The 24,392-nt window shown below is 37.7% G+C and carries 22 protein-coding genes; 10 read left to right on the forward strand and 12 right to left on the reverse strand.

Features of this window, described 5'->3' with window-relative positions; translation table 11 throughout:
* Positions 1-74: 74 nt before the first annotated feature.
* Entirely contained in the window at positions 75-1,949 is a 1,875-nt protein-coding gene (locus tag SFB89_RS03680; RefSeq protein ID WP_331775593.1) for an aldehyde ferredoxin oxidoreductase C-terminal domain-containing protein, read from the forward strand.
* A gap of 49 nt (positions 1,950-1,998) precedes the next feature.
* On the opposite strand, the gene SFB89_RS03685 is transcribed toward SFB89_RS03680, so the two are convergent.
* The 6 genes from SFB89_RS03685 to fliN all read right to left on the reverse strand — a co-directional run bounded on the left by SFB89_RS03685 (position 1,999) and on the right by fliN (position 6,345).
* Positions 1,999-4,176: a heavy metal translocating P-type ATPase gene (locus tag SFB89_RS03685; protein WP_331775594.1), complete on the reverse strand. Its 2,178-nt coding sequence runs from the start codon at positions 4,174-4,176 to the stop codon at positions 1,999-2,001.
* On the reverse strand, positions 4,158-4,526 hold the full coding sequence (locus SFB89_RS03690; RefSeq protein WP_331775595.1) for an ArsR/SmtB family transcription factor: 369 nt from the start codon (positions 4,524-4,526) through the stop codon (positions 4,158-4,160). The genes SFB89_RS03685 and SFB89_RS03690 overlap by 19 nt, the downstream gene beginning before the upstream one ends.
* A gap of 2 nt (positions 4,527-4,528) precedes the next feature.
* Positions 4,529-4,735: a heavy-metal-associated domain-containing protein gene (locus SFB89_RS03695; protein ID WP_331775596.1), complete on the reverse strand. Its 207-nt coding sequence runs from the start codon at positions 4,733-4,735 to the stop codon at positions 4,529-4,531.
* Positions 4,736-4,802: 67 nt separating this feature from the next.
* Positions 4,803-5,156: a hypothetical protein gene (locus SFB89_RS03700; protein ID WP_331775597.1), complete on the reverse strand. Its 354-nt coding sequence runs from the start codon at positions 5,154-5,156 to the stop codon at positions 4,803-4,805.
* Entirely contained in the window at positions 5,156-6,037 is an 882-nt protein-coding gene (locus SFB89_RS03705) for a hypothetical protein (protein ID WP_331775598.1), read from the reverse strand. Before SFB89_RS03705 ends, SFB89_RS03700 begins: the two co-directional genes overlap by 1 nt.
* On the reverse strand, positions 6,037-6,345 hold the full coding sequence (gene fliN, locus SFB89_RS03710; protein WP_331775599.1) for a flagellar motor switch protein FliN: 309 nt from the start codon (positions 6,343-6,345) through the stop codon (positions 6,037-6,039). The genes SFB89_RS03705 and fliN overlap by 1 nt, the downstream gene beginning before the upstream one ends.
* A 210-nt stretch (positions 6,346-6,555) precedes the next feature.
* On the opposite strand from fliN, the gene SFB89_RS03715 reads away from it, so the two are divergent.
* Genes SFB89_RS03715 through polA form a run of 4 tightly spaced genes read left to right on the forward strand, consistent with a single transcriptional unit; the run spans position 6,556 to position 13,570 of the window.
* Positions 6,556-7,293 carry a sulfite exporter TauE/SafE family protein gene (locus SFB89_RS03715; RefSeq protein WP_331775600.1) on the forward strand — a complete coding sequence of 246 codons (738 nt, stop codon included), beginning with the start codon at positions 6,556-6,558 and terminating at the stop codon, positions 7,291-7,293.
* Entirely contained in the window at positions 7,293-10,100 is a 2,808-nt protein-coding gene (gene uvrA / locus SFB89_RS03720; RefSeq protein WP_331775601.1) for an excinuclease ABC subunit UvrA, read from the forward strand. Before SFB89_RS03715 ends, uvrA begins: the two co-directional genes overlap by 1 nt.
* A 21-nt stretch (positions 10,101-10,121) precedes the next feature.
* Positions 10,122-10,922, forward strand: a complete 801-nt coding sequence (locus tag SFB89_RS03725) for an HDOD domain-containing protein (protein WP_331775602.1) — start codon at positions 10,122-10,124, stop codon at positions 10,920-10,922.
* Positions 10,919-13,570: a DNA polymerase I gene (gene polA, locus SFB89_RS03730; RefSeq protein ID WP_331775603.1), complete on the forward strand. Its 2,652-nt coding sequence runs from the start codon at positions 10,919-10,921 to the stop codon at positions 13,568-13,570. The genes SFB89_RS03725 and polA overlap by 4 nt, the downstream gene beginning before the upstream one ends.
* Here the strand turns inward: polA and SFB89_RS03735 are convergent.
* The 3 genes from SFB89_RS03735 to SFB89_RS03745 form a co-directional block, all read right to left on the reverse strand.
* Positions 13,562-14,065 carry a hypothetical protein gene (locus SFB89_RS03735; RefSeq protein WP_331775604.1) on the reverse strand — a complete coding sequence of 168 codons (504 nt, stop codon included), beginning with the start codon at positions 14,063-14,065 and terminating at the stop codon, positions 13,562-13,564. The genes polA and SFB89_RS03735 overlap by 9 nt on opposite strands.
* Positions 14,066-14,188: 123 nt before the next feature.
* Positions 14,189-14,914, reverse strand: a complete 726-nt coding sequence (locus SFB89_RS03740) for a thioredoxin fold domain-containing protein (protein WP_331775605.1) — start codon at positions 14,912-14,914, stop codon at positions 14,189-14,191.
* Positions 14,915-15,021: 107 nt separating this feature from the next.
* Positions 15,022-16,725 (reverse strand): lysophospholipid acyltransferase family protein, encoded by a 1,704-nt coding sequence (locus SFB89_RS03745; protein WP_331775606.1) that lies wholly within the window; start codon positions 16,723-16,725, stop codon positions 15,022-15,024.
* Between the two features lie 83 nt (positions 16,726-16,808).
* Here SFB89_RS03745 and ppk2 point away from each other — a divergent pair, with 83 nt between their 5' ends.
* Positions 16,809-17,621, forward strand: coding sequence for a polyphosphate kinase 2 (ppk2, locus tag SFB89_RS03750; protein ID WP_331775607.1), 813 nt, complete (start codon positions 16,809-16,811; stop codon positions 17,619-17,621).
* Here the strand turns inward: ppk2 and SFB89_RS03755 are convergent.
* Entirely contained in the window at positions 17,602-18,225 is a 624-nt protein-coding gene (locus tag SFB89_RS03755; RefSeq protein ID WP_331776049.1) for a M48 family metallopeptidase, read from the reverse strand. The two genes, ppk2 and SFB89_RS03755, sit on opposite strands and share 20 nt — an antisense overlap.
* Positions 18,221-19,351 (reverse strand): molecular chaperone DnaJ, encoded by a 1,131-nt coding sequence (dnaJ, locus tag SFB89_RS03760; protein WP_331775608.1) that lies wholly within the window; start codon positions 19,349-19,351, stop codon positions 18,221-18,223. The genes SFB89_RS03755 and dnaJ overlap by 5 nt, the downstream gene beginning before the upstream one ends.
* 183 nt (positions 19,352-19,534) lie before the next feature.
* Between dnaJ and SFB89_RS03765 the strand changes: the two genes are divergently transcribed.
* From SFB89_RS03765 to recR, 4 genes are all read left to right on the forward strand, one after another.
* Positions 19,535-20,014, forward strand: a complete 480-nt coding sequence (locus SFB89_RS03765) for a Spy/CpxP family protein refolding chaperone (RefSeq protein WP_331775609.1) — start codon at positions 19,535-19,537, stop codon at positions 20,012-20,014.
* Positions 20,015-20,191: 177 nt separating this feature from the next.
* The gene (locus tag SFB89_RS03770) at positions 20,192-20,872 is read left to right on the forward strand and encodes a response regulator transcription factor (protein WP_331775610.1); all 681 of its coding nucleotides are present in this window, start codon (positions 20,192-20,194) and stop codon (positions 20,870-20,872) included.
* Positions 20,869-22,101, forward strand: a complete 1,233-nt coding sequence (locus SFB89_RS03775) for an ArsS family sensor histidine kinase (RefSeq protein ID WP_331775611.1) — start codon at positions 20,869-20,871, stop codon at positions 22,099-22,101. The genes SFB89_RS03770 and SFB89_RS03775 overlap by 4 nt, the downstream gene beginning before the upstream one ends.
* Positions 22,098-22,664 (forward strand): recombination mediator RecR, encoded by a 567-nt coding sequence (gene recR / locus SFB89_RS03780; protein WP_331775612.1) that lies wholly within the window; start codon positions 22,098-22,100, stop codon positions 22,662-22,664. The genes SFB89_RS03775 and recR overlap by 4 nt, the downstream gene beginning before the upstream one ends.
* Before the next feature lies 1 nt (position 22,665).
* Here recR and SFB89_RS03785 read toward each other — a convergent pair whose 3' ends face one another.
* A complete protein-coding gene (locus SFB89_RS03785) occupies positions 22,666-24,336 on the reverse strand; it encodes a DNA polymerase III subunit gamma/tau (RefSeq protein WP_331775613.1) in 1,671 nt (556 codons plus the stop codon).
* Between the last annotated feature and the right edge of the window lie 56 nt (positions 24,337-24,392).

Below are 24,392 nucleotides of genomic sequence, written 5' to 3' on the forward strand. Positions count from 1 at the left end.
ATTTTTTTGTGCATATTGTTTAATTTAAGTTGTCATTGTTATGTTAAAATAATAACATATATAAGGAACTCATTATGAAAACAAATCAAAAAACTCTTTTTGTTGATGCTAGAACATCATTTTATCGTATTAATCGTTATGAAGTGGGAGAATTTTTTGGCCCGGTAGATTTAGGACTTCATCTCTCAGGCAAATATAATAGTTTAAATATTGGAACAGGACTACTGGCAGGTTCTATTTTCCCTGGATCAAATCGTTTGATTTTTACAGGTTTTTCCAATGCCTGGGGTGGTTTTTATATTTCATCGATGGGAGGAGCGAGTTTGGTCTTTGATAATCTCGGCATCAATATGCTCTCTATTGTCGGCAAAGCACCAACCCCTTCAGTTATGTATCTAAACCGAAATGAAGGCGGAGAGATTCAAGTAGAGATTGAGCCTGTGGATGTAGATACCGTCTGGTATGAAGGACGGGGTGGATTCTACTCGATGATGGATTATACGATGGAGCGTTTTGGAGATCGATACAGTAATGACCCTAGAATTTTAGCAACCGGACCGTCTGCAAGATCGACAGATATCGGAGCGGTGGGATCGGTGCCTGTAAAACACAAAAAATTGACCTATGTCGATACCTGGGCAGGGCGTGGTGGTTTTGGAAGCAAGATGTTTCAAGAGCACGGGATTGCTGCTATCATTTACGGAGGAACGTTTGTCGATGATGATTTCCGTGACCGTAAAGTCGCCGATCAGTGGTTTATTGATAAATACAAAATGAAACTGATGGCCAAAGATATAGAATCTACGAGTAAGTACCGTTTTAATGCAGAATTAGGAACGGGGGGAACTTTTGGGTCAAACTATCATGGATTGGCTGGAAAGCTCTTTTCTTTTAATTATAAGAGTATTTATATGAGTGAAGAAGAGCGTTTAGAAATCCATGAAAAATTTATCATGAACCACTATCTCAAACAGTTTAATGATGAAACCGTGGCAACAAAAAGCGAACAAAATTGTGGTGAACCGTGTGCTGCGGTTTGCAAGAAAATGAATGGCACCTTTAAAAAAGATTATGAACCTTATCAAACGATGGGACCGTTATCGGGTATCTTTGATCAAAGAGCTGCGGAGCGCTTGAATCATCATGCGGATATGTATGGTTTTGATGCCATCTCGATTGGAGGTACCATTGCGTGGCTTATGGAGTGTTTGTCAGAAAAACTTTTGACGCCAGAAGAGTTGGGTATCAAAGGGATACCGGAATTTGATCCGAAAAATTTTGATGTTGTCAAATCTTCACTGCACAATGCAGAGATTGGGGTGCAATTGCTGGATTCAATTATAGAAAAACGGGGTATTTTGGATTTGAGCGAGGGGACGCGAAAATTTGCCCAAGATATCTCACGAGCCAAAAATAAAAACCTGATTGACTCCTTTGTTTATACCGCGTATGCAAGAAAAGGCTGGATGGTCCCTAACCAATACTGGACACCCGGAGCGCTTTCTCCTATGGCGATTATGGGCAAATACTATATGTATTATGGCTATGATTTTATGCCTCCAAGAGAACTAGGACGCAAGGGGGCAGAGCGACTCAGAGGCGAGCTTATCTTGGATAATATGGGAATGTGTCGTTTCCATCGAGGCTGGGCTGAGGAGATGATTCCTGAGATTATGGAATCTTTATATGGCATGAAAGAGGAATACCTCAAAGCCATGCATACGACAGCCAGTCGCATTAATGGTAGAAATTCATCGGTATTTTGGGAATCAGAACGTAATATTGATTATGTTTATACTTTTCTCAAGCGCAAACATGAAATTGAAAAAAACGACGATCCTGAATTGATGAAATGGTTGGAACTTTTTGATAAAGACAAACGAGAAGCGGGTATGAAGTTTTGGTATGAAATGCACCAAGGGATACAAGAATCACTATTAGAGTTTTAAAAATCTTAGGGCGACGTCAAAGAGGTTATCGTGACGTCACCCTAAGAAATTAAATCTTCTGCATTTTGAGTCTCAGTGAATTTAGCACCACCGTAACAGAGCTAAAGCTCATGGCGATACCTGCATACATAGGGGTCAACATGATGCCCATCACAGGATAAAAGATTCCCGCAGCAAGAGGAATACCAATAGCATTGTAGATAAAAGCCCAAAAGAGATTTTGTTTAATAGTCCGCATTGCTTTTTCGGATAAATTGATACTTTTGAGTACAGAGTGTATATTGTTGTTGATGAGAATAATATCGCCGGCATCTTTGGTAATATCCGAACCTGAATTGAGGGTGATTCCGATATCAGCTTGTTTGATGGAGGGTGCATCATTGATACCATCTCCGATAAACATCACTTTTGTGTTATGGTGCTGTAATTTTTTGATAACCTCAAATTTTTCATCGGGCAGGACCTGTGCATAAAAAGATTCGATTTTCAAATCATCGGCAATCTTTTGTGCTGTGATTTGATTGTCCCCGCTCAAGAGTACAGGGGTAATCCCTTTGGCTTTGAGCTCAGATATCAATTCATGAGCACCGACGCGTAAACGATCTTCTAGAGAGATAACCCCCACACAAGTATCTTCAACACTCACCAATACCGCACCATTTCCTTCTGTTAGAGCTTTTGTAAAGGCTGCTTGATACTCTGGCGCAATGGTGACTTTCGATTCTTGCAAGAATGCCATGCTCCCAATTCTCACGTTTTTATTTTGATAAATAGCACTGATACCATAACCTGCTATGATGTTGACATCTGTGACCTTTAGCGTGGTTTTGGCATTATGTTTCTTGGCATAAGTGACAATAGCTTTGGAGATGGGATGTTCACTATGCGTCTCAATTGAGGCGACAATATCAAGATAACCGCTTTCTATCATGATATCTTTGATAGATATTTCCCCTTTTGTGAGGGTGCCGGTCTTATCAAAAACAGCATATTTTATCTCTTTGATAATTTCTAAGATTTCAGGATTTTTGATTAAGATGCCCTCTTTAGCACCTTTTCCCACCGCACTGACGATGGCGATTGGTGTGGCGAGACCGAGTGCACAAGGACAAGAGATAATCAATACGGTGATAGAGGTGAGGATTGCATGCAGTGAATCACCAGCGATAAAATACCAGATGAAAAAGGTCATGATAGAAATTCCCACAACAGTAGGTACAAAAATACTCGCAATCGTATCGGCCAATCTTGCAATGGGGAGCTTTTTGCTTCCCGCACTACTAAGGAGTGCGATGATATTAGAAATCCTATTCTCATTGGCCCTCTTGGTGACTTTTATCTTTAATACCCCTTGGGTATTAATCGTACCGGCTACGACGTCATCGCCTATTGTTTTAAAAACAGGCAAGGATTCACCCGTAATCATAGAGGTATCAATATCAGCGGTTCCCTCTATGATAATACCATCGGCTGATATCTCTTCTCCTTGTTTGACTAAGACGAGATCATCCACTTTCAGTTCTTCTGCTTGAATATGAGAAATCTCTCCATTTTCTTCGATTTTATTGGCCTCTTTGGGTGCCAAATTCATCAATTTCTTCAGATAATCCGTCGCTTTTGCGCGTGATCGCTCCTCTAAAAGTCGCCCTAATAAAATAAAGGTGATGATGACACTCGCCCCATCAAAATAGACAAATCGCAAATGTTGCGGGAAGAAGTGAGGAAATAAAACAACAGCAGCAGAATAAAAATAAGCCGCACTCGTGCCCAGTGCTACGAGGACATTCATATCGCTATTTTTATTGCTGAGTGCCTTATAAGAGAGGATATAAAATCGAGCACCAGGATAAAATTGTACTATAGTACCGATGGCAAACATCAGATACAAATTGATCTCTTTGAGGGGGAAGAGGGCAAAATAAAACATCAAAAGTGTCAAAATAGCCGCAATGATAAACGAACGCTTTAGTTGATTGTAAGCTAAGCGTTTGGCTTTTTCTAGTGCTTTGAGATCTTCTTCGACTCCATAACCTAGTTTTCTGATTTTCTGTATGATGGTATTCTTGTCTAGTTTTTCCGAATTGATGGTAAATTCACCTCGGTTTTCGGTGAAACTCACTTTTGATGCTTCCAGTCCATCGAGTCTGTTGACAACACGCTCGATGCCATTGGAGCAATTGACGCACGTCATTCCTGAAATATTAAGTTCTATTTTTTCTTTTGACATTTTACATGTTCCAATGCAGTATTTAATAAGGCTTTGATCGCGTCATTTTTGATTCTATAAAATGACATCTTTTTATCTTTTTGATAGGTGACAATATCATATTTTCTCAAGATTCTCAGTTGATGGGATACATGAGATTGGGGAATCTCTAAAAGATTGACCAATTCTCCGACACAAATTTCGTATTTTAAAAGAGCAAACAAAATCTTCACACGCATGGGATCATTGAGTGCCTTAAAGATATGTGTCATATTTTTGAGCTCCTCATCATCGGGGAGAATCTTTTTGATATCGGGTATATGGCTGACGCCCTCGCAACAAGAACGAATCAGCCCATGGGTCTCTTTCATGATTATTCTTCTATAACATCAAAGCCTATTTCAGCCATCTCTTGTTTAAATTGTTTTTCTTGATTCTCATCTGTAATGTCTAGAGTGACTTCTTTGGGTGAGGCCTCGAGGTTGACTTCTATGGGACCAAAATCATCTTCAAGAGAGCCTTTGATCATGTTGGCACAGTTTTGACAATTGATTTTGTCTGATTTAAACGTTTTTTTCATTCTTTTTCCTTATATGATAAATTTAACATATGATGATAATATCATATAAGAAATAATGTGTCAAGTTTTAGTCATCATAGAGTTGTTTTTTATGTTTTTCTTTTTTGTAGGAAGTGCTGTTTTTTTGCTTGCGCGTTTGATTGACCTCTTTTAAGAGCAAGATACGCTTCTCTTCGGTTGTCATTTTTTCGTTTTCTAAGATTCTAATCGTAAAGTCTGTAAATGATTTGAGTGTATTGAGATAAGTAGAATCGAGGTGTAAATCATCAAGTTTTTGAATTTGTTGGTAGATTTTGGTGATTTTCTTCTCAAAAAGCAGGTAATTAAAGTCTTCCAATTTGAGTATGGTTTCACAACTTTTGACAAATTTTTCTAGGAGTCTCATATATTTGACTCGCAATGCTTTTTCGTTAAATTTCATTAATCTGGTACGTTCATATCGCTAGAGGCTTTATCTTTGTAACTTTCTAATTTATGTTCTTGCAATTTAAGATAGTCGTCTAATTTTTTTCTATTATCTTCAAAGGCTTGTTCAAAATCAGAGGTATTCTCAAAATCTTGACTGCCAAAAGTATCCACGACGACATTTGAGTTTCCGCTCATGACGAGATATCGTTTGTTTTGATATTCAAAAACCAAAAGAGAATTTTTAGGATCGATAGGCTTTTTATGCAAAATTTTGATATCAATGGATTCTGGAGAGATGGATTTAAAAAGCCAAGATTTTTTTTGTAGGGTGATTGGATTTTTGGCGACGCGTTTTTTGACCCACATCATGACCAATAACAAAACAAACAAAAAGGCGACCACAGTGATGTACCTGGCATCAATGAGACTGCTGTCTTGAAAGGGTTTGATATTTTGTAGTGTGTCATCTGCCTTGGGTGTTGCCGCTTGTACGGTTGTAATGGGTGCGGTTGTGATGGGTGCGGTGTCGGTGATGGGAGTTGCAAGACGTGTTCTAATGCGCAGACCAAAACCATCGGTCGTTTTAGAGGCACTGACGAGGATCTCTTTTTGGTTGTGTAGTGTGATGAGCAGATTGCCATTATTTGGGCGGATTGAGAGCTCCTGGACGATTTTTGAGTTAATATTTTTTTCAACCGTTTTGTCAAAATTCAAATGCGCAAGTTTTAAAGTGGTCGCATGGGCATTTTTATCTTGAAATATCGTACCCGTATATGGGGAATCAAAGGAGAGCATAATATCGACACGGTCTTCTCTATCATAGATATTATGGGTCAAGAGATTGGTCGCATAGGAGAGGCTAACAAAGACAAATAATAAGAGTAATTTTTTCATCATGATTCTTTTTTGAAATATTGTATGACACTTTTTGAATCTAAAATTTCATTGATTCTGATAGCAAGGTTTTTTTCATAAACCATCACTTCACCTTTGCCAAAAATCTTTTTATTGATAAAAAGTTCAACACTTTCTCCTGCGGGTTTTTTTAAATCGATTACAAATCCTTTTTCGAGTTTTAAAATTTCTTCAAGAGTTAAGTAAATCGTACCCAAATCAGCTATAAATTCGACATTAATATCCAGTAAGTTTTCATATCCGGAAAGTAGTTTTTTTTCTAGGTATTCTTTATCTTCTTGATTCACTGATAGTCCCTTTTGCCGATTAATCTTATTGTCATTCAACCCCTATGGTGCTTTTGGAGGCATCAATAACAAATAAAAAAGATGACACATCACTCTGTGAGAGCGTGTCACTGCTGAATTATAAATACTATTGTATTATAGTTTAAATTTTTTAAATTGTTTATTAAGAGCCAATAAAGTAAAATACGATTTTAATAGAAAGCAGGTAACATGTTTATAATTTTAGGGATTTTAGGAATCGTTGTCGGTTTTGCATCAGGCTTTTTTGGAATTGGAGGCGGTACGGTTTTAGTGCCGATTTTGCTCTATTCTGGATTCAGTGTCAAGTCAGCAATCGGTATCTCCATCATGCAGATGGTCTTTAGCTCGATATTTGGGTCATTTGTTAATTACAAAAACAAGATGCTTCGTCTTCAAAATGGCCTTGTATTGGGAGTAGGCGGATTTATTGGTGCGCAATTTAGCGGCTATATCGTCTCATTGGTTCCTTCGTGGGCTTTACTCTCATTTTTTGCGGTGGCTTTGGTTGTAGCAATCTATAAGTTTTTCAAAACACCAACAGAGGCCCTCGGCGTTCCAAATGAATCCAAAATATTGTTGTTCGTGATAGGATTTTTTGTCGGTATGGCCGCCATTAGCATCGGGATTGGTGGGGCTTTATTCTTGACACCGATTATGGTTGGTTTTTTACATTTTGATATTAAAAAAGCCATTTCGACCTCTTTGCTTTTTGTTGTTTTTTCTTCCGTATCGGGATTGATAAGTTTTTCTATGCATGGATTGATTGACCATAAGGCAGGTATTATATTGGGGTTAGGCTCTCTACTTGGTGTCTATTTTGGGGCCAAACAATCACACATTATTCGTCGTGACCTCCAAAAAAGACTCTTGCTGATCCTTTATGTCGTCTTGCTCATTTTAACAGTGAATAAACTAATAGGTTTTTAATGATAAAAATATACGGTGCCAAAGAGCACAATCTAAAAAATATCAATTTAGAAATACCCAAAAATAAACTGGTCGTCATGACCGGACTCAGTGGTAGTGGAAAAAGTACGTTGGCGTTTGATACGCTTTATGCAGAAGGACAACGACGCTATATTGAGTCGCTCTCTTCATATGCCCGACAATTTTTAGATCGTGTGGGCAAACCTGATATCGATAAAATCGAAGGGTTAACTCCCGCGATTGCCATCGATCAAAAGACAACCAGTAAAAATCCAAGATCAACAGTCGGGACGATTACTGAGATTTATGATTATTTGCGACTTTTGTATGCCAGAGTGGGGACACAGTATTGTCATAAATGTGGCAAACCCATATCGCAGATGAGTGGGGCGGATATTATCGAGCAAATCCTCAAATTACCAGAAGATTCCAAGCTTATCATGATGGCTCCTTTGGTCAATGAAAAAAAAGGTTCTTTTGCAGATTTGATAGAATCCCTGCGTCTGAAAGGGTATGTCAGAGCGATGGTCGATGGCGTGATGATTCGTCTGGATGAAGATTTTGATTTAAGTAAAACTAAAAAGCACAGTATTAAAGTGGTCATTGACCGTGTGGTTGTGCGAGAAGATAACAGACAGAGAATCGCCAGTGATGTTGAAAAAGCACTCAAAGAGAGTTATGGTGAATTGGAAGTTGAAGTGCTGAATTATGAAGCCGTTGGGCTAGATTCCTCCTCAGTGCATTATAGTGTGCATCGTGCATGTTTTGATTGTAAGATTAGCTTCGATGTGCTTGAGCCGTTGTCTTTTTCTTTTAACTCTCCCAAAGGCGCTTGTCCGGTTTGTGATGGATTGGGCATTCGTTATACGCTTGATTTAAGCAAGATTATTGATGAAGAGTTGAGTATTGATGAGGGTGCTATCAAGATATTTTATGGCTTTAACAAAGGGTATTATGCCAAATATCTCAAAGCGTTTTGTGAGGCCAGCAAGATAGATACGAGTGTCCCTTACAATACGTTACCGATGCACCAACAAAAAGCAATCTTACACGGAGGTGTGGATGAGGCTGTTTTCTTGTGGAAACGTCACAAAATCAAAAAAAGTTTTGATGGTATTATCAAGATTGCGTATAACATGCTCAAAGATGAGAAAGATGTCGCAGAATATATGAGTGAGAAAGTCTGTGATAATTGCTCAGGACACCGCCTAAGACCCGAACATTTGGCCGTAAAAGTCGGAGGCGAGACAATCGGTACGCTTTTAGACCTACCCATTGACAAATCTTTGCAATTTTTCAATAATGAGAAGAATTTTGAGTATCTAACAGAATCCCAACTCATGATTGCCGCACCAATTCTCAAAGAGGTACGCGAACGATTGTACTTTTTATATAATGTAGGATTGGGCTACATCTCTTTGGGGCGTGATGCTAGAAGTATCAGTGGGGGCGAAGCCCAACGTATTCGTATCGCTTCACAAATAGGAAGTGGGTTGACTGGCGTGATGTATGTTTTGGATGAACCTAGTATCGGATTACATGAGCGTGATACATTGAAACTCATCAGCACATTAAGAGATTTACAAAGTAAAGGCAACAGTGTCATTGTCGTAGAACATGATAAAAAGACCATCGAAGCAGCGGATTACATCGTCGACATTGGTCCTGGTGCTGGAAAATACGGTGGAGAGATTATCTTCAAAGGTACGTATGACGAATTGAAGAAAAGTGACACCTTAACCGCACAGTATTTAAGTGGAAGAAAAAAAATCGAATACAAAAAAAAGGCATTGAGTGATCAATGGATTGAACTCAAGCATGTCAATGTGAATAATATAAAAAACTTAGATGTGAAAATTCCTCTAGGCAATCTTGTCAGTATTACCGGTGTGAGTGGCAGTGGTAAGAGTTCTTTGATTTTGCAAACGCTACTACCTGTGGCCAAAGAGCTTTTAAATCATGCTAAAAAAGTCAAAAAAATCTCAGGTGTAGAGTGTTTGGGATTGGAACAACTTGATAAAGTAATCTATCTAGACCAAAGCCCAATCGGTAGGACTCCAAGAAGCAATCCTGCTACTTATACAGGAGTGATGGATGAGATTCGTACTCTGTTTTCCAAAACAAAAGAAGCACAACTCCGTGGCTATAAAATCGGCCGTTTCTCTTTCAATGTCAAAGGTGGTAGATGTGAAAAATGCCAAGGAGAGGGAGAGATTAAAATCGAGATGCACTTTTTGCCAGATATTTCTGTTAAATGTGATGGATGTGATGGGAAACGCTACAATGCTCAAACTTTAGAGATTTTGTATAAAGGCAAATCGATCGCCGATGTCTTAGAAATGAGCGTGGAAGAGGCATTTGACTTTTTTAAAGCAATCCCTAAAATCAAGCAAATTCTTAGCACACTGATAGATGTAGGCTTGGGCTATATTACCTTAGGCCAAAATGCTATCACACTCAGTGGTGGTGAAGCACAAAGGATAAAACTTTCAAAAGAATTGAGTAAAAGAGATACAGGAAATACCCTTTATATTTTAGATGAACCTACCACGGGCTTGCATTTTGCCGATGTGGATCGCCTGACGAAAGTCTTGCACCATCTCAGAGATTTAGGCAACAGTGTTTTGGTAATTGAGCATAATATGGATATAATAAAAAATAGTGATTATGTGATTGATATGGGTCCAGAGGGTGGCAATTATGGCGGGAAAATTATCGCTGTGGGCACACCAATGGAACTGGCCACAAATTATAAAAAAACAAAAAGTTTTACGGGTAAATTTTTAGCACAAGAATTTGATGTTTGAGATGTATGTTAAGGAGAAAAAATGTTAAATGACATTGTAGATAGAATACGCGCATTACCGCCGTTGCCTCGAAGTTTTCAAAAAATCAATGCGATTTGTGATAATCCAGACAGTAGTATCAATGAATTGGCAAAGGTTATCGAAACCGACCCGATGTTGGTGGCCAATCTACTCAAGATTGCAAACTCTCCTCTTTACAATTTTCGTCGTGAGATTAAAAGTGTCTTGCAGGCCATATCTCTTTTTGGTATGTCTTCCACACGTTCACTGGTGACGAGTATTTCAGTCAAGAAACTCTTAGGCGTGGATATGGAGCCTTATGGTGTCACACCTGAAGAGTTTGTGGCTATTTCAACCATACAAAGTGCATTGGTCAATAAATGGTACAGTCACATTAACCCAGCCGGTGTGGATGATCTCTTCTTGGCGGCGTTGCTTCAAGACACGGGCAAAATCATGATTGCTGATGAGGTGGTTAGAAATGATGAGGTGTATCAGTTTAAATCAGAGATTGAGATGAGTCATGATATCGCAAGCGTGGAGAAAATGTACGTGGGTGTTACGAGTGCCGAAGTCACAGCAGAGATTTTCAATCATTGGGGATTTAGCGATAAAATGGTCAAAATGATTCAATTTTCTGATCATTATGAGGAGGCAGAAGATTTGCAAGAATATGCAAAAATTCTGAAAATACTCAAAACAGCCGTACCAATCAATAGCCCTTTATCAGAAAATAGTATTAACCGTGCCGTAAAAATATTAGAAAAAGAGACGATGTCCGTAGAACTTTTCTTAGATGCCGTGAAAGAGATAAAAAATTGAAAACATTAACCGTCATAGATACATTTGGTTTCTTCTTTAGAAACTATTATGCACTTCCAAATTTGCACAATAAAGAGGGATTTCCGACAGGACTTTTAACCGGTTTTGCGAATTTTATTTATACGATAAAAAGTGAACTAGAGAGTGATTATATTCTCTTTGCTCTTGATGCTAAAGGAAAAAATTTTAGACATGATATTGACCCCAATTACAAAGCCAACCGACCTGAGGCACCTGAGGATCTCAAAAAGCAGTTGCCTGTGGCCATTCATTGGATTGAAAAGATGGGGTTTAAATGTTATAGTGAGGAAGGCTATGAGGCTGATGATGTCATCGCATCAGCTGTAAAATTTGCCAAGCAAAATGATATACGAGTGCGAATTGTCACTCATGATAAAGATTTGTATCAGTTGATTGATGATGATCAAATCACGGTGTATGACCCCACGAAGAAGATTGATATCAATGAAGAAAAATGTTTTGAAAAATTTGGTGTTTATCCAAAAAGGATTCAAGATTATCTAGCGTTAGTGGGCGATGTTGCCGATAATATACCCGGGGTCAAAGGAATCGGACCAAAGGGTGCTAAAAAGCTCTTTGATCAATTTGCCACACTGGAAGAGATTTATGAAAATATAGACAAAGTCGCCAATCCGAGATCTCAAAAACTTTTGCTAGAAGGCAAAGAAAATGCGTTTATGAGTAGAAAGTTGGCAGCCCTTCATCCCCATCTTGATGTCTCAGATCGGTTTGAAACATTTTATTTTCCAGAAGAACAACCTTTGCTCGGAATTGTGGATGAATTAAAACGCTACGATTTACGCCAGATGCTATCGCGATTAAAGATGCCACAAGAGCCTAAAAAAGAGACGGAGAAGATTCATTTTGAGGCTATATTGCTCGATACCAAAGAGAAGCTTTTCTCTGTCATCGATGCGATAGAGTCCCATGCCATCGTAGCGTTTGATACTGAAACCAATTCTCTAGATGCACAACATGCTCACATTGTAGGATTTTCCTTTTGTGTGCAAGAAGATAAGGCCTATTACGTCCCGATACATCACAACTATTTAGGTGTAGGCGCACAAGTGGCGATGGAGGATGCAAAAGAGGCAATCAAAAGACTCTTTAGCCACAAAATTGTAGGGCAAAATTTGAAATATGACTTAGCAATCATCGAGAATAATTTTGATTTTGAGGCCTTACCTATTCATGCGGATACCATGATTATGGCGTGGCTTTTAAATCCTGAAAAAAATGTCGGCTTGGACACGTTGTCTAAGAGATTTTTCGATCATGATATGGTGAAATTCAAAGACACCGTCAAAAAAGGTGAGACCTTTGCATCGGTTGATATTGAATCGGCTCTTTTGTATGCCAGTGAAGATGCTTGGATGACATTGAAAGTTTATAATAAGATTCAAGACCTCTTAGAGCCTGAATTGCTCGATTTAGCCAAAGAGTTAGAATTTCCTTTTATCCAAACACTTCTCAAAATGGAGCGCGAAGGTATTGGTATTGATGTGCGATATTTCAAGGCGCTTTTGGATAACGCACAAATTACAATAGAAACATTAAGACAAAATATTTATCATGATAGTGGTTGTGAGTTCAATGTCAATTCTGTGCAACAATTGGGCAAGGTATTGTTTGAAGACCTTGGCTTGAGTAGTGGAAAAAAAACAAAAACAGGCTATAGCACGGATGAAAAAGTGCTCAGTGGTTTGATTGATGCGCATCCAATTATCGCTAAAATCTTAGAATATCGAGAGATTCATAAATTAAAATCAACCTATATTGAACCGTTGTATAAATTGGGCTTAAAAGAGGAAAATGCCAGGATTCACACCTCGTTTTTACAAACAGGAACGGCCACGGGACGCTTGAGTTCTAAAAATCCGAATTTACAAAATATTCCTGTCAAAACCGAACTTGGAAGAGGGGTGCGGCGTGGTTTTGTCTCCAAAAAGGGTTTTAGCTTGATTGGGATTGATTATTCTCAAATTGAGCTGCGACTGTTGGCGCACTTCAGTGAAGACCCCGCTTTGGTGCATGCTTTTGCCCAAGACAAAGATATTCATTATGAAACAGCGGTGAAAATTTTTGGTGTGGCTGATGCTAAAGAAAAACGTGGTATTGCCAAGAGTATCAACTTTGGACTTTTATATGGCATGGGGGCTAGAAAATTATCACAAACGATTCATGTCTCTCAAGCGGATGCAAAACGTTACATTGAAAATTATTTTGCATCTTTTCCTACGGTGAAACAATTTTTGCATCATGTAGCCGAAGAAGCAAAAGAGCGAGGTTATGCCCAAACCCTACTAAAAAGGCGCCGTTACTTTGATTTTGAAAATGCCAATGCCATGTTGCATGCCACGTATTTAAGAGAGGCGGTTAATACAGTTTTTCAAGGAAGTGCGGCTGATCTCATCAAGATGGCGATGAATCGCATTGCCGATGTGCTACAAGATGATAATTCAAAATTGTTGCTTCAAATACATGATGAATTAATCTTTGAAGTCAGAGATGAAGATGTGCCAGAATTTTCAAAAAAAGCACAAGAGATTATGGAGCATATTTATAAACTCAAAGTGCCGCTAAAAGTCTCAGTGAAAATAGGAAAAAATTGGGGAGAATTAAAGTGATGAGAGTTGATCCATCACATATTGCTGGAGGTCATTTTTCTTGACCTCTTTTTTCATCGCTTCATTGAAGATTTTTTCGACTTCTTTATTATATTTTTCATAAGCAAAATAGGGAAAATGTATCGTCCATGCTTCTTTGATACGCTCTTGTGTCATCTTGTCTCGGATACACGAATAAAAATATTGATATCCGATAAAAATGGTAGACGTGACGATAGCCGTCCCTAATATTGAAATATGAAAATCGATGCGTTCCACAAAGGTGTGCAAGAGTAACAATGCGGGTATCAACAACATCAAACAAAAGGATGTGTATAAAATATAGGTATGCTTGATGATAAGACGAAAGCCCAAGATTGCAGGGTCAACGTGCATTCCTTCATTGTATTGTGCATTAGCGAGTAATAAGTCTTTGAGCCGAACAGGTCGGTTTGATGTTTTAAAAAGGTAGTTTAAAATTTTATCTTTGTATTTTGTTTTTTCTATAAATTTCATAATGACATCATAGCATAAATTTTTTAATCTTGAGACTTATTTTTGCTATTTTTAGGCCAAGTGACTCAAAAATTTTATGAAACAAGCCCTTTGAAGACCGCGATAGTTGCGGCCTTGAATATTTTACTTGAGAGGTTTTTTTGTCAGAAGACTTACCCAACTGATGGCAGTACCATCTTGCGTATATACAGAAGGAGTTCCCTTGACTCCAATCGTCTCTGCAATTTTTTTATAGCGATTCAAAAGGGTTGAAAACTGTTTCAGCTCAGCTTGTGAGTAGGTCATCGTTTTATAAGCCGTATTACCTAAGGCAATAGAGGCAATGGCTTTGGCTCTTTCTTCACTTGTTTTTTTGCTTAATATATAATGGGACATCGCGATGGCATGTTTGTGAAAGGGGAGTGGATACAAAAACACATGCAAGGTGGCATCTTTTTTGAGATTGATTAAGTTCTTCTCAAAAGTTTGGCAAAACGGACATTCGGGGTCTGTAAATACATAATAATTTTTTGCGCCATTTCCATAAGTATAAGCAGCCTCTTTGGCATATGGTTTCATATCAACGGGAAATGAAATACGCTGACCGCTATCATTCATAAAGCCTGCACCAATGACGACGACTTTCATATCTTTGGAGACAAAAAGTGTTGCTTGTGGCATTTTGGGATGGGTGGCCTTGATGGCATAGGTATCACCAATCGCCTTGATATCTAAGATTTTAAAACCGGCTTTTTTGATAAAGGTAAGATTTTTGATCTCATTTTGTATTTTCATCGGTAACGTACTACTTGCAAATAACGAACACGTTATCAGCGCACTCGCAACGATACCCAAAATATTTTTTTTCATTGATGCTCCTATTGAGGTTAAATTGTTAGTATCATGATACTAGATTATAACAATATACTATAAGAGGTTAAACAACAAGCAAACCAAACAGTACCGAGCATGGCATCTTAGCTTAAATATTTTTTCTTGGATTCTTTGATTTTTGAGATTTCTACCATAATAAAGCCATCGACGCAATTTGAAAAATTTGGATCGATATTAAAATCATGAAAACAGACACCGCCATCTTCACATAATTCACTGTATTGTTTATATAAAACCGGAATCGCAATATTCATATTTCTGAGTGTTTGGCGTAAAATTTTCAAATCTTCTTGATAATTGTTTTTTGTGAAAATATCAATGAGTTCTTTATTTTCTATTGTGGGTTTGTAAGGGTTTGTCGGGGTAACAAAATGCGAATGGGTTCCAAAATAGTGGCGATAAAAAGAGATAATTAACTCTTTGGCAACCAAAGGAAGTGAGGCGCTTAAACTCACCGGCCCATACATATATTTTATTTGGGGATTGTTTTTGAGATACGCACCAATACCATACCAGAGATAATCGAGGGCACGGCTTCCCCAATATTTTGGTTGCACAAAACTTCTTCCCAACTCTATGGCATCTTTGAGATAGGGCAAAAAAGAGTCGTTGAAATTAAAAAGCGTGTGCGTATAAAATCCTTCAACACCATATTGCTCCAAGATTTCAGCCCCAATGGCGATGCGATACGCACCGATAATCTCCAAAGCCTCCTCATCCCAGAGTATGATGTGTTTGTAGTGGGTATCATAGATGTCAACATCACGTTTTTTGTTTACGCCTTCATTGACTTTTCTAAAACTGATTTCTCTCAGCCGTCCAATCTCTTTGATGATGGCAGAATCGGCTCGATAATCATACAGATAAATCATCTTTCCATCGGCTGTTTGTCCTAATATATGGGCCTCTTTTAATTCATGTTTTAAATCTTCTTTTCGCTCACCATGGGCGATGGCATTGTGAGTCTGAAAGAGGAGTCGTTTCTCTTTTTTGAGTCCATAGAGATGTTTTTTGTATAAATTTGGAAGATAACGCTCTGCCATACCCATAGGAATGATATGTTCGTGAGGAATTATTTTCCCAATTTTTATATTGATATTTTTATGATGTTGTTTAAACATCTCATCAGAGAGTAACAGTGTGGAAAAAGTTTTGTTGAGCAAGGAGAGCGTATAAAAGGTTTTGGAATTTTTAGCATCAATCAAAATAGGCACGATGGGACTGTTCGTTCTGCTTGCAAATTTCAAAAATCCCTTTTGCCATTTGCCATCTCGTATCCCATAAGGTGAGATACGACTGACTTCTCCTGCTGGAAATATGATGATAGCCTCTTCATGATGTAAGGCTTCGTAGATTTTTTTTACTATGGCTTTGGGTTGTTTTCTTTTGAAATTGTCGATTTTTATAAAAACGGAGTCTAGGGAATCTACGCCTGCTAAAAAGTCATTGGCGATAATTTTGACGTCTTTTCGAATTTTTCCAAGCAATTTCAATAAGCACAGGGCATCTAATCCTCCTAGGGGATGATTGGCAATAATGACAACACGACCAACAGAGGGAATATTTTCCAAATCATTGTGCGCATATGAAAAATCAAATTTGAAGTATTCTAACACCGCTTCTACAAATTCAAACCCTTTTAAATGTTTGTAATCATTGAGAAAATCATTGATTTTATCTTCATGTACAATTTTTTGTGCGATTTTAATGAGAGGTTTTTTGATAATGGAAGGTCGTGTCTCTAATTTTGGAAATTTTTTCATAATCTCGTGTGCTACATCTATCATCAGAACTCCTCTTGTGAATCATTTTTTATATGATATAATAAATCCATAACAAGATGATTACAACTTTAATATGAGGAAATACCATGGCAAAAAATAATGAAAAAGTTCAAATTTGGGTCAAAAAAGAGACACTTGAGTATGAACAAGAGTTGAAAAAATTACAGGTAGAATTACTGAAATTTCAAAATCATGTTAAAGATGCAGGATTGCGATATTTGATGTTATTTGAGGGACGAGATGCCGCAGGGAAGGGGGGAACCATCAAGCGAATCACAGAACATCTCAATCCACGAGGCGCACGTGTTGTGGCACTTGCGAAGCCCGATGATAGGGAAAAATCTCAATGGTATTTTGAACGCTATGTCAAACACTTGCCCAGTGCCGGTGAGATTGTATTGTTTGATCGGAGTTGGTATAACCGTGCGATGGTTGAGCCGGTGATGGGGTTCTGCACCGAGCGAGAACATCATAAATTTTTGAAAGATGCTCCTTTGTTTGAGCGTATGATTTTAGAAGAGGGATTGAAAATTTTCAAATTTTATTTTTCTGTTTCAAAGAAAGAGCAAGCCGCGCGGTTTAAAGAAAGAGAAACCGACCCACTAAAGCAGTATAAACTCTCTCATGTGGATAAAGAGTCACAAAGATTATGGGATGAATATACCTTGGCAAAATTCATGATGTTAAGTGCTACGCATACGAATATCGCACCGTGGACGGTTGTGAAAAGCGACAACAAGAAAAAAGCGAGAATTAACACCATCAAACACATATTAAATTTTGTAGATTATCCTAATAAGATCGATGCCAAAGAGATTGAGGTCGATAAGGATATTATCGTGTATGGAAGAGATGAAACCATTCGTATGGAAAATAATCTTACGTTTTCAAAGAAATAGCGGGAAAATAGTGTCGGATTTGTTGTATTTGTTGCTTATAATCTGGCATAAAATGTGCCACCGTGTGCCAAAATGATTGTTGATGATGTTTGTGAGAGATGTGTGCTAATTCATGGATAATGACGTATTCGATACATCTTATTGGGAGCTGACAGAGGCTTGAATTAAAGCTAATATCATTGCGACTACTACAGCTTCCCCAGCGCCTTTTTGCCTTTCTAAATGCCACACGTCTTGGGTAAAGTGACATGATTTGTGCATGTTTTTGAACCAAGGGAGTGACGATTTCTACACTTTTTTGTTTATAAAAATGATTTAAATCTTTGATGTTGTCTACTGAGATTTTCTCGCCCAATAGTAGCAGCTTTTTCTCTTTTTCATAAATTTGTTCGATAGTTTGCTTGGTGCTAAGAAGGGTTATTTTTTTATCAATCCACGCAGCTTTTGAATCGAGAATTTTTTCAACAGTATCATGAGAACCATAGGGGCTTTTCACGATTACCCCCTCTTGGGGGTGAATCGTGATATATAAATGCTTGAGTTTTTTATTGGTAATGAGAGTATAGAAAATCTTCTTATTGTTGAAAATAAAAAATTTTTTAATTAAACCAACCTTTTATTTTATCAAAAACACCACTGAAAGTCTCATCTTGTTGTTCTGTTTTATAGCCAAAACTTTCACCTAATTTTTCAAGTAACTCGCGTTGTTCGGCGTTGACTTTCTTAGGATATTTGATATTGATTTGTGCAATCAGGCTACCTTTGCGATGGTTGTGGACATTTTTGATACCTTCATTTTTAAAGATAAACTGTTGTTTGTCTTTGGCCCCAAGAGGCAATTCTAATGTCGTTTTACCTCGAAGGGTTGGAATTTCGAGTTTATCACCCAAGGCGATTTGCGTAAAAAAGACAGGGATTTCGATATAAACATCATCATTGTGTCTGACAAAATGCTCATCTTCGTTGACTTGAATAAGGATATAAAGATCACCTCTTCTTCCCAGTTGATCGATATTTCCTTTGTTGGCCACGCGGATTCGGTTGTCATTGTCCACCCCTTCTGGGATATCAATGGTCATACTCTCTTTAAGTTCTTCATAACCTTTTCCAGAACATTTGGAGCATTTGTTTTTGATGATTTTACCCTTACCACCACAAGTTGGGCATGTTTGTGAATAGGTCATAAACCCTTGTCTATAAAAAACTTGACCCTTTCCATTACAGTCGGGACAATTTTTTACCTCTTTATCTTCACTACCCGTTCCATCACAATGTTTACATGGTGTTTTGTATCTGAATTTGATCTCTTTTTGACATCCAAAGGCTGCTTCGTTGAATTCTAATGTCACACTTTCTTCTTGATCAAGAGGGTATTTTTGATCACTTCTTCTGCTAGAACCGCCAAATCCTCCACCGAAACCACCGCCAAATACGGATTCAAATATAGAGCCTAAATCGCCCATAATATCTTCATAATTCATATCTGAGAAATGACTAAATCCTTGAGAATCTAATCCTTCTTTTCCGTATCTATCATAAGTAGCTCGTTTGGTCTCATCACTCAAAACTTGATAGGCTTCATTGACAAGTTTAAACTTTTCTTCTGCTTCTTTATCCCCTTGGTTACGATCGGGATGATATTTTAAGGCTTGTTTTCGGTAGGCTTTTTTAATCTCACCACTATCTGCATTTCTATCTATTTCAAGTATTTCGTAGTATTCTAAGTCCAATTTATGCTCTTTCTTGTATGTTTTAGTTGATTTATTTCTAGATTGTGAATTCTAGCAAAATTTTGGTTATTTATCAATGCTTGTTAAGGTGTATTAACAAACTGTTCAAGGGTGATTATATTAAGTTATTTATAATTTCAATATCAAAAATATCGCAATGATATTTAATCTAAGGAGATGACGATGAAAACAAAAATTTTACTAGGAACACTTTTAGCAGGTGCACTCAGTGCCAGTCTCTACGCCAGTGGATATAATATGCCAAATAACAATCCCGGTATGATGGGACCACAAAATATGCAACGCGGCAACATGATGAATTGTAACCATAAAAAAGGTATGAAGGCGATGCATAAAAGAGGTGGTAGGATGATGATGTTTGCCAATCTCAATCTAAGCCCAGAACAAAGATATCAACTCTCAATCCTCAGAGATGAAATGAAACTTGATATGAAAAAAGCACGAGGATTTAAACGACAGGGCAAGATGGTACAATTTATAAAAGGCGATCATTTTGATAAAGATGCTTTTATAAAATATTCTAACAAAATGCATGAAAAAATGGTGGAAATACGAGCCAATCATATGGAAAAAGTTTTAAAAGTCTTGACCAAAGAGCAAGTCACACAACTCAAACAAAATCTCGCACAACCACGTCGTTAGTCATAGGGGGATTTCCCCCCTATGTTTCTTTAAAATCCTTACTTCATATATAAAATATTCTTATTAATCTATAAAAAAATAGATGCGATAAAAAGAGAATTTTTATTCATTGAAGACTTTCAAATTCTCTTTTTATGATATAATTATTTAGAAAATTCCATATTAATAGGTGCGCATATGATAAATGTTTTAATGATAGAAGACGATACCGAATTTGCTGAAATTTTGAGTGAATATTTAGCAAAATATAATATCAAAATAACCAATTATGAAGATCCTTATCTAGGATTGAGTGCGGGTATTAAAAAGTATGACCTTTTGATACTAGATCTCACACTTCCAGGGATTGATGGATTGGAAGTGTGTAAAGAAGTGGTTGAAAAATATGATATTCCTATCATCATCTCTTCAGCACGCAGTGATATTAGTGATAAAGTCATCGGTTTGCAAATTGGGGCTGATGATTACTTGCCTAAACCTTATGACCCAAAAGAGATGTATGCACGAATCCAAAGTTTGATTCGCCGGTACAAAAAATCAACCAATACGACTGAATCTGCCACAGCCAATCCCGATAGTGATTTTAGAGTCGATGAAAAACGCCATCAAATCTTCTTAAAAGAGGCGCCATTGAATCTGACTCCGGCAGAATATGAAATCCTCTCTTATATGATTAAACAAAATGGATTTTCAATTTCAAGAGAACAACTTGTGTACAATTGTAGCTCTCTTAAAGACAAAGGGAGTAAGAGTCTGGATGTGATTATGGGACGACTGAGAAGCAAGATAGGAGACAGCTCCAAAAATCCGACATACATACATTCTGTCAGAGGGATTGGATATAAGTTAGTCGGATGAGAGAACAATCACTGAGTTCAAAGATTACGATTATTTTCGTATTTTCTCTCATACTGCTGGGGATGTTTTTTGTTTTGTTGCTAAAATACCAAGAAGAGAAAAATATCGAACATATGAAACAACGACAGTTTCAATCGATTAACTATCTTTTTACGCTCTATCGCAACAATTACACACCTCGCAATATCGAAGAGTATTTTCACACGTTTGATCTCAAAAAGGTTGAAAATCCCTCTTTAAAGCAAGCGGTATTGGATCAAGGTACGATTATTTATAGAAAATCTATCAACCTCAATCGTTTTACCTCAATCGAATATAATGATAAATATTATCTATTTATTGAAAGTATCATGACCAATGTTTTATTGGAGAGTAACAGTACGGTTAAAAACAGTGACAAACAGCTCTGGATAGGCTTTGCGATTGCCTTGATTATTTTTATTTCCATGTATATTTCGATTATCAGGAGCATCTCTCCTTTGAAAGAGTTGAGTTTAAAAATCCGTGAATTTGCCAGTGGTAATATGAATATTGACTGTAAAAGTGATCAAGACGATGAGATTGCTGAGGTGGCCAATGAGTTTGATCGTGCCGTCAAAAAAATATCTGCTTTGATGGCGTCACGCCAGTTGTTTTTGCGTACGATTATGCATGAGCTGAAAACCCCGATTGGCAAAGGTCGAATCGTCTCTGAGATGCTTGAGGATGACAAAGCTAAAAACCGTTTGATTACGATTTTTGAGCGATTGGATATTTTGATTAGTGAATTTGCTAAGATAGAGCAACTGGTCTCACAAAGCTATACTCCAAATTTCAAAAATTATAACTTAATCTACGTCCTTGATCATGCGACGGATCTTTTGATGTTGGAGAATGACACCCAAGCGGAGCATGTTAAAGTGGATATTGTAGAAGAACTCATCTTGCGTGCGGATTTTGAGTTGCTCGCTTTAGCGATGAAAAATCTCATGGATAATGCTATCAAACATAGCGTTGACCATGTTGTTCATGTACGCAGTGACCATGGTGCCATCATCTTTGAAAACAGTGGAGAGAAATTGCCTTTGGGAATTGAAGAGTATCTTAAACCCTTTATTTCAGGCAATATCAAACAAGGTTTGGGCTTAGGACTTTATATTGTGAAAAATATAGTAGAATTACATGATTTTTCTTTGGAGTATTACTATTTTGAAGAGAAAAAAATACATCAATTTAAGATAATAACATGAAACAATTAGAAAAATTTAATGACCTCGTTGAGGCTTTTCAAGCTATCCCGACTGTTGGTAAAAAATCAGCGCTTCGATTTGCTTATCATTTGGTGCTAAATGATACATTTTTGGCGATGAAATTGGCAAATTCAATCGAAACAGCGGTCAAATCGATCAAAAAATGTCAAAATTGTGGGGCGCTTAGTGAAAATGAAATCTGTGAGATTTGTTTGGATGAACAGCGAGACCAGAGCAAAATCTGCCTAGTAGAAAATGCCAAAGATATTTTGATTTTAGAAGAAAACCATATTTACAATGGGAAATATTTTGTACTTGAAAATATAGAACCTGACAATATAGAAAAACTAAAAGATTTGGTTAAGACGGAGGTAAAAGAGGTGATTTTTGCACTCACGCCCTCTCTCTCCAATGATGTTGTGATTATGTTCATAGAGGATTCTCTCAAAGAGTACTCCTTATCCTTTACAAAAATTGCACAAGGAGTTCCTACTGGAGTGCATTTGGAAAATGTCGATATATTGTCTTTATCCAAAGCGATGGATTTACGAGTGAAGATTTAGATTAAATCTTAGGATGAATCTCTATCTTTTTTGGATCAAATAATTCCTGCGCCTTTTGCATAAAGGGATTGCTGAGGATCTCTTTGGCATCGATTTCTTCCTTGCCTCTCATCATCTCTCCCGCAACACAACTACCCGAATTTTGATCATATTGCTCTTTTTTCTCTACTGAGGGTATCTCCTCTTGAGGTGTGGGTGTATTTTGCAAAGGGGCATCTTGTGGCGGAATGGCAGCAGGCTCAGATGGCGTATCCTTTTGTGCTGGTTTAGTCTGAAGCATTTTAATAACGGTGTTGATACCGTAAACTTCTTGAACAAAATGTTTGATGATACTCGTGGCATGTCGGAGTTTTTTACGACATGAATCGGGTGCATTAGAACTGAGGGTTAGGGCTTGTCCATCAAAAGATATAAAAGAGACCGATTGTTCAAAACAGGTTCCTGTCTCAAGATTGCGATCTTTTAACAAAGCGATTAGTTTTGCAAAATCATCTTGTGCTTTTTGAGCCGGTTGTGCGGGTGGCTCAGGTTGAGGCGGTGTTGATGGTATTGATGGAGTATCATGATGGCGTTGTACGCTAGGGGCAGACTCCTGCATCCCTGGATGTCTGAATTTTTCACTCTCTAATTCATCAATCATATCATCAACCGTTTTGATATTCATCGCTTCAATCATTTTGAAAAAGACTAATGACAAAACAAAAGTGTTATCAGCATTAAGATAAAGCAAATTTTTTGCTTCTGATAAAATTCTAAAAAATCGTTCATTTAAAAGAAGGGTAAAGCGACTATCCTGCTCAAAGAATGCGCGTTTGAGATAGGCAATGAGCTCATCTAAGACGACTTCACATTCATAAGTCTCTAACTCTTTTAAAATGACTAAGATTTTTTCTTTATCCTTAGACAAAATAGCCGCAAAGATGCTTTCCAATTGTTTTGGATCTAACAATCCGAGCATGGAAGCGAGATTTTGTGCAGTGATATTTGATTGTGAAAAGATGATGGCTTGATCCAGTAGGGTGAGGGTATCTCTAAGAGAGCCATTACCCGCGCGACTGAGCATATGCAGAGCCTCGATTTCATACGTGACATTTTCTAGATTGAGTATGTGTGCGAGATGATTGACCACATCTTGCTCTGAAATTTGTTTAAATCGAAAGTGTTGCGTTCGTGATAAAATCGTCGGTGGCAATTTCATCGGATCAGTGGTGGCAAGTATAAATTTGATATAAGGCGGTGGCTCTTCAAGTGTCTTTAGCAGCGCATTAAACGCCTCTTTGGTGAGCATGTGCACTTCATCGATGATAAAAATTTTATATCGTGCGATACTGGGTTTATATTTGGTATGTTCGATGAGTTCGCGAATATCATCAATCTTTCTGCTACTTGCAGCATCCATCTCTACGATATCGATGTGGCGATTTTCATTGGCCATTTTACAATTTTCACACGTTTCACATGGTGTGGCATTGGGACCTTGATCGCAAATCAATGCTTTGGCGAAAATTCTCGCTGTCGAAGTTTTTCCGCTTCCCCTCAAGCCTGAAAAAAGGTAGGCATGAGAGAGACGGTCTTGATTGAGTGCCAAAGAGAGTGTTTGTGTGACAGAGCGCTGGCCTATGAGTTGATCAAATGACTTAGGACGATATTTTAGTGCGAGTACTTGTGACAATTTCAAACCCCTCTTTAATAGATATCCATAGTATAGCTGAAAAAAATTATAACAAA

It is taken from the genome of Sulfurospirillum sp. 1612, assembly GCF_036556685.1.
In the GTDB taxonomy this organism is placed as follows: Bacteria; Campylobacterota; Campylobacteria; order Campylobacterales; family Sulfurospirillaceae; genus JAADIZ01.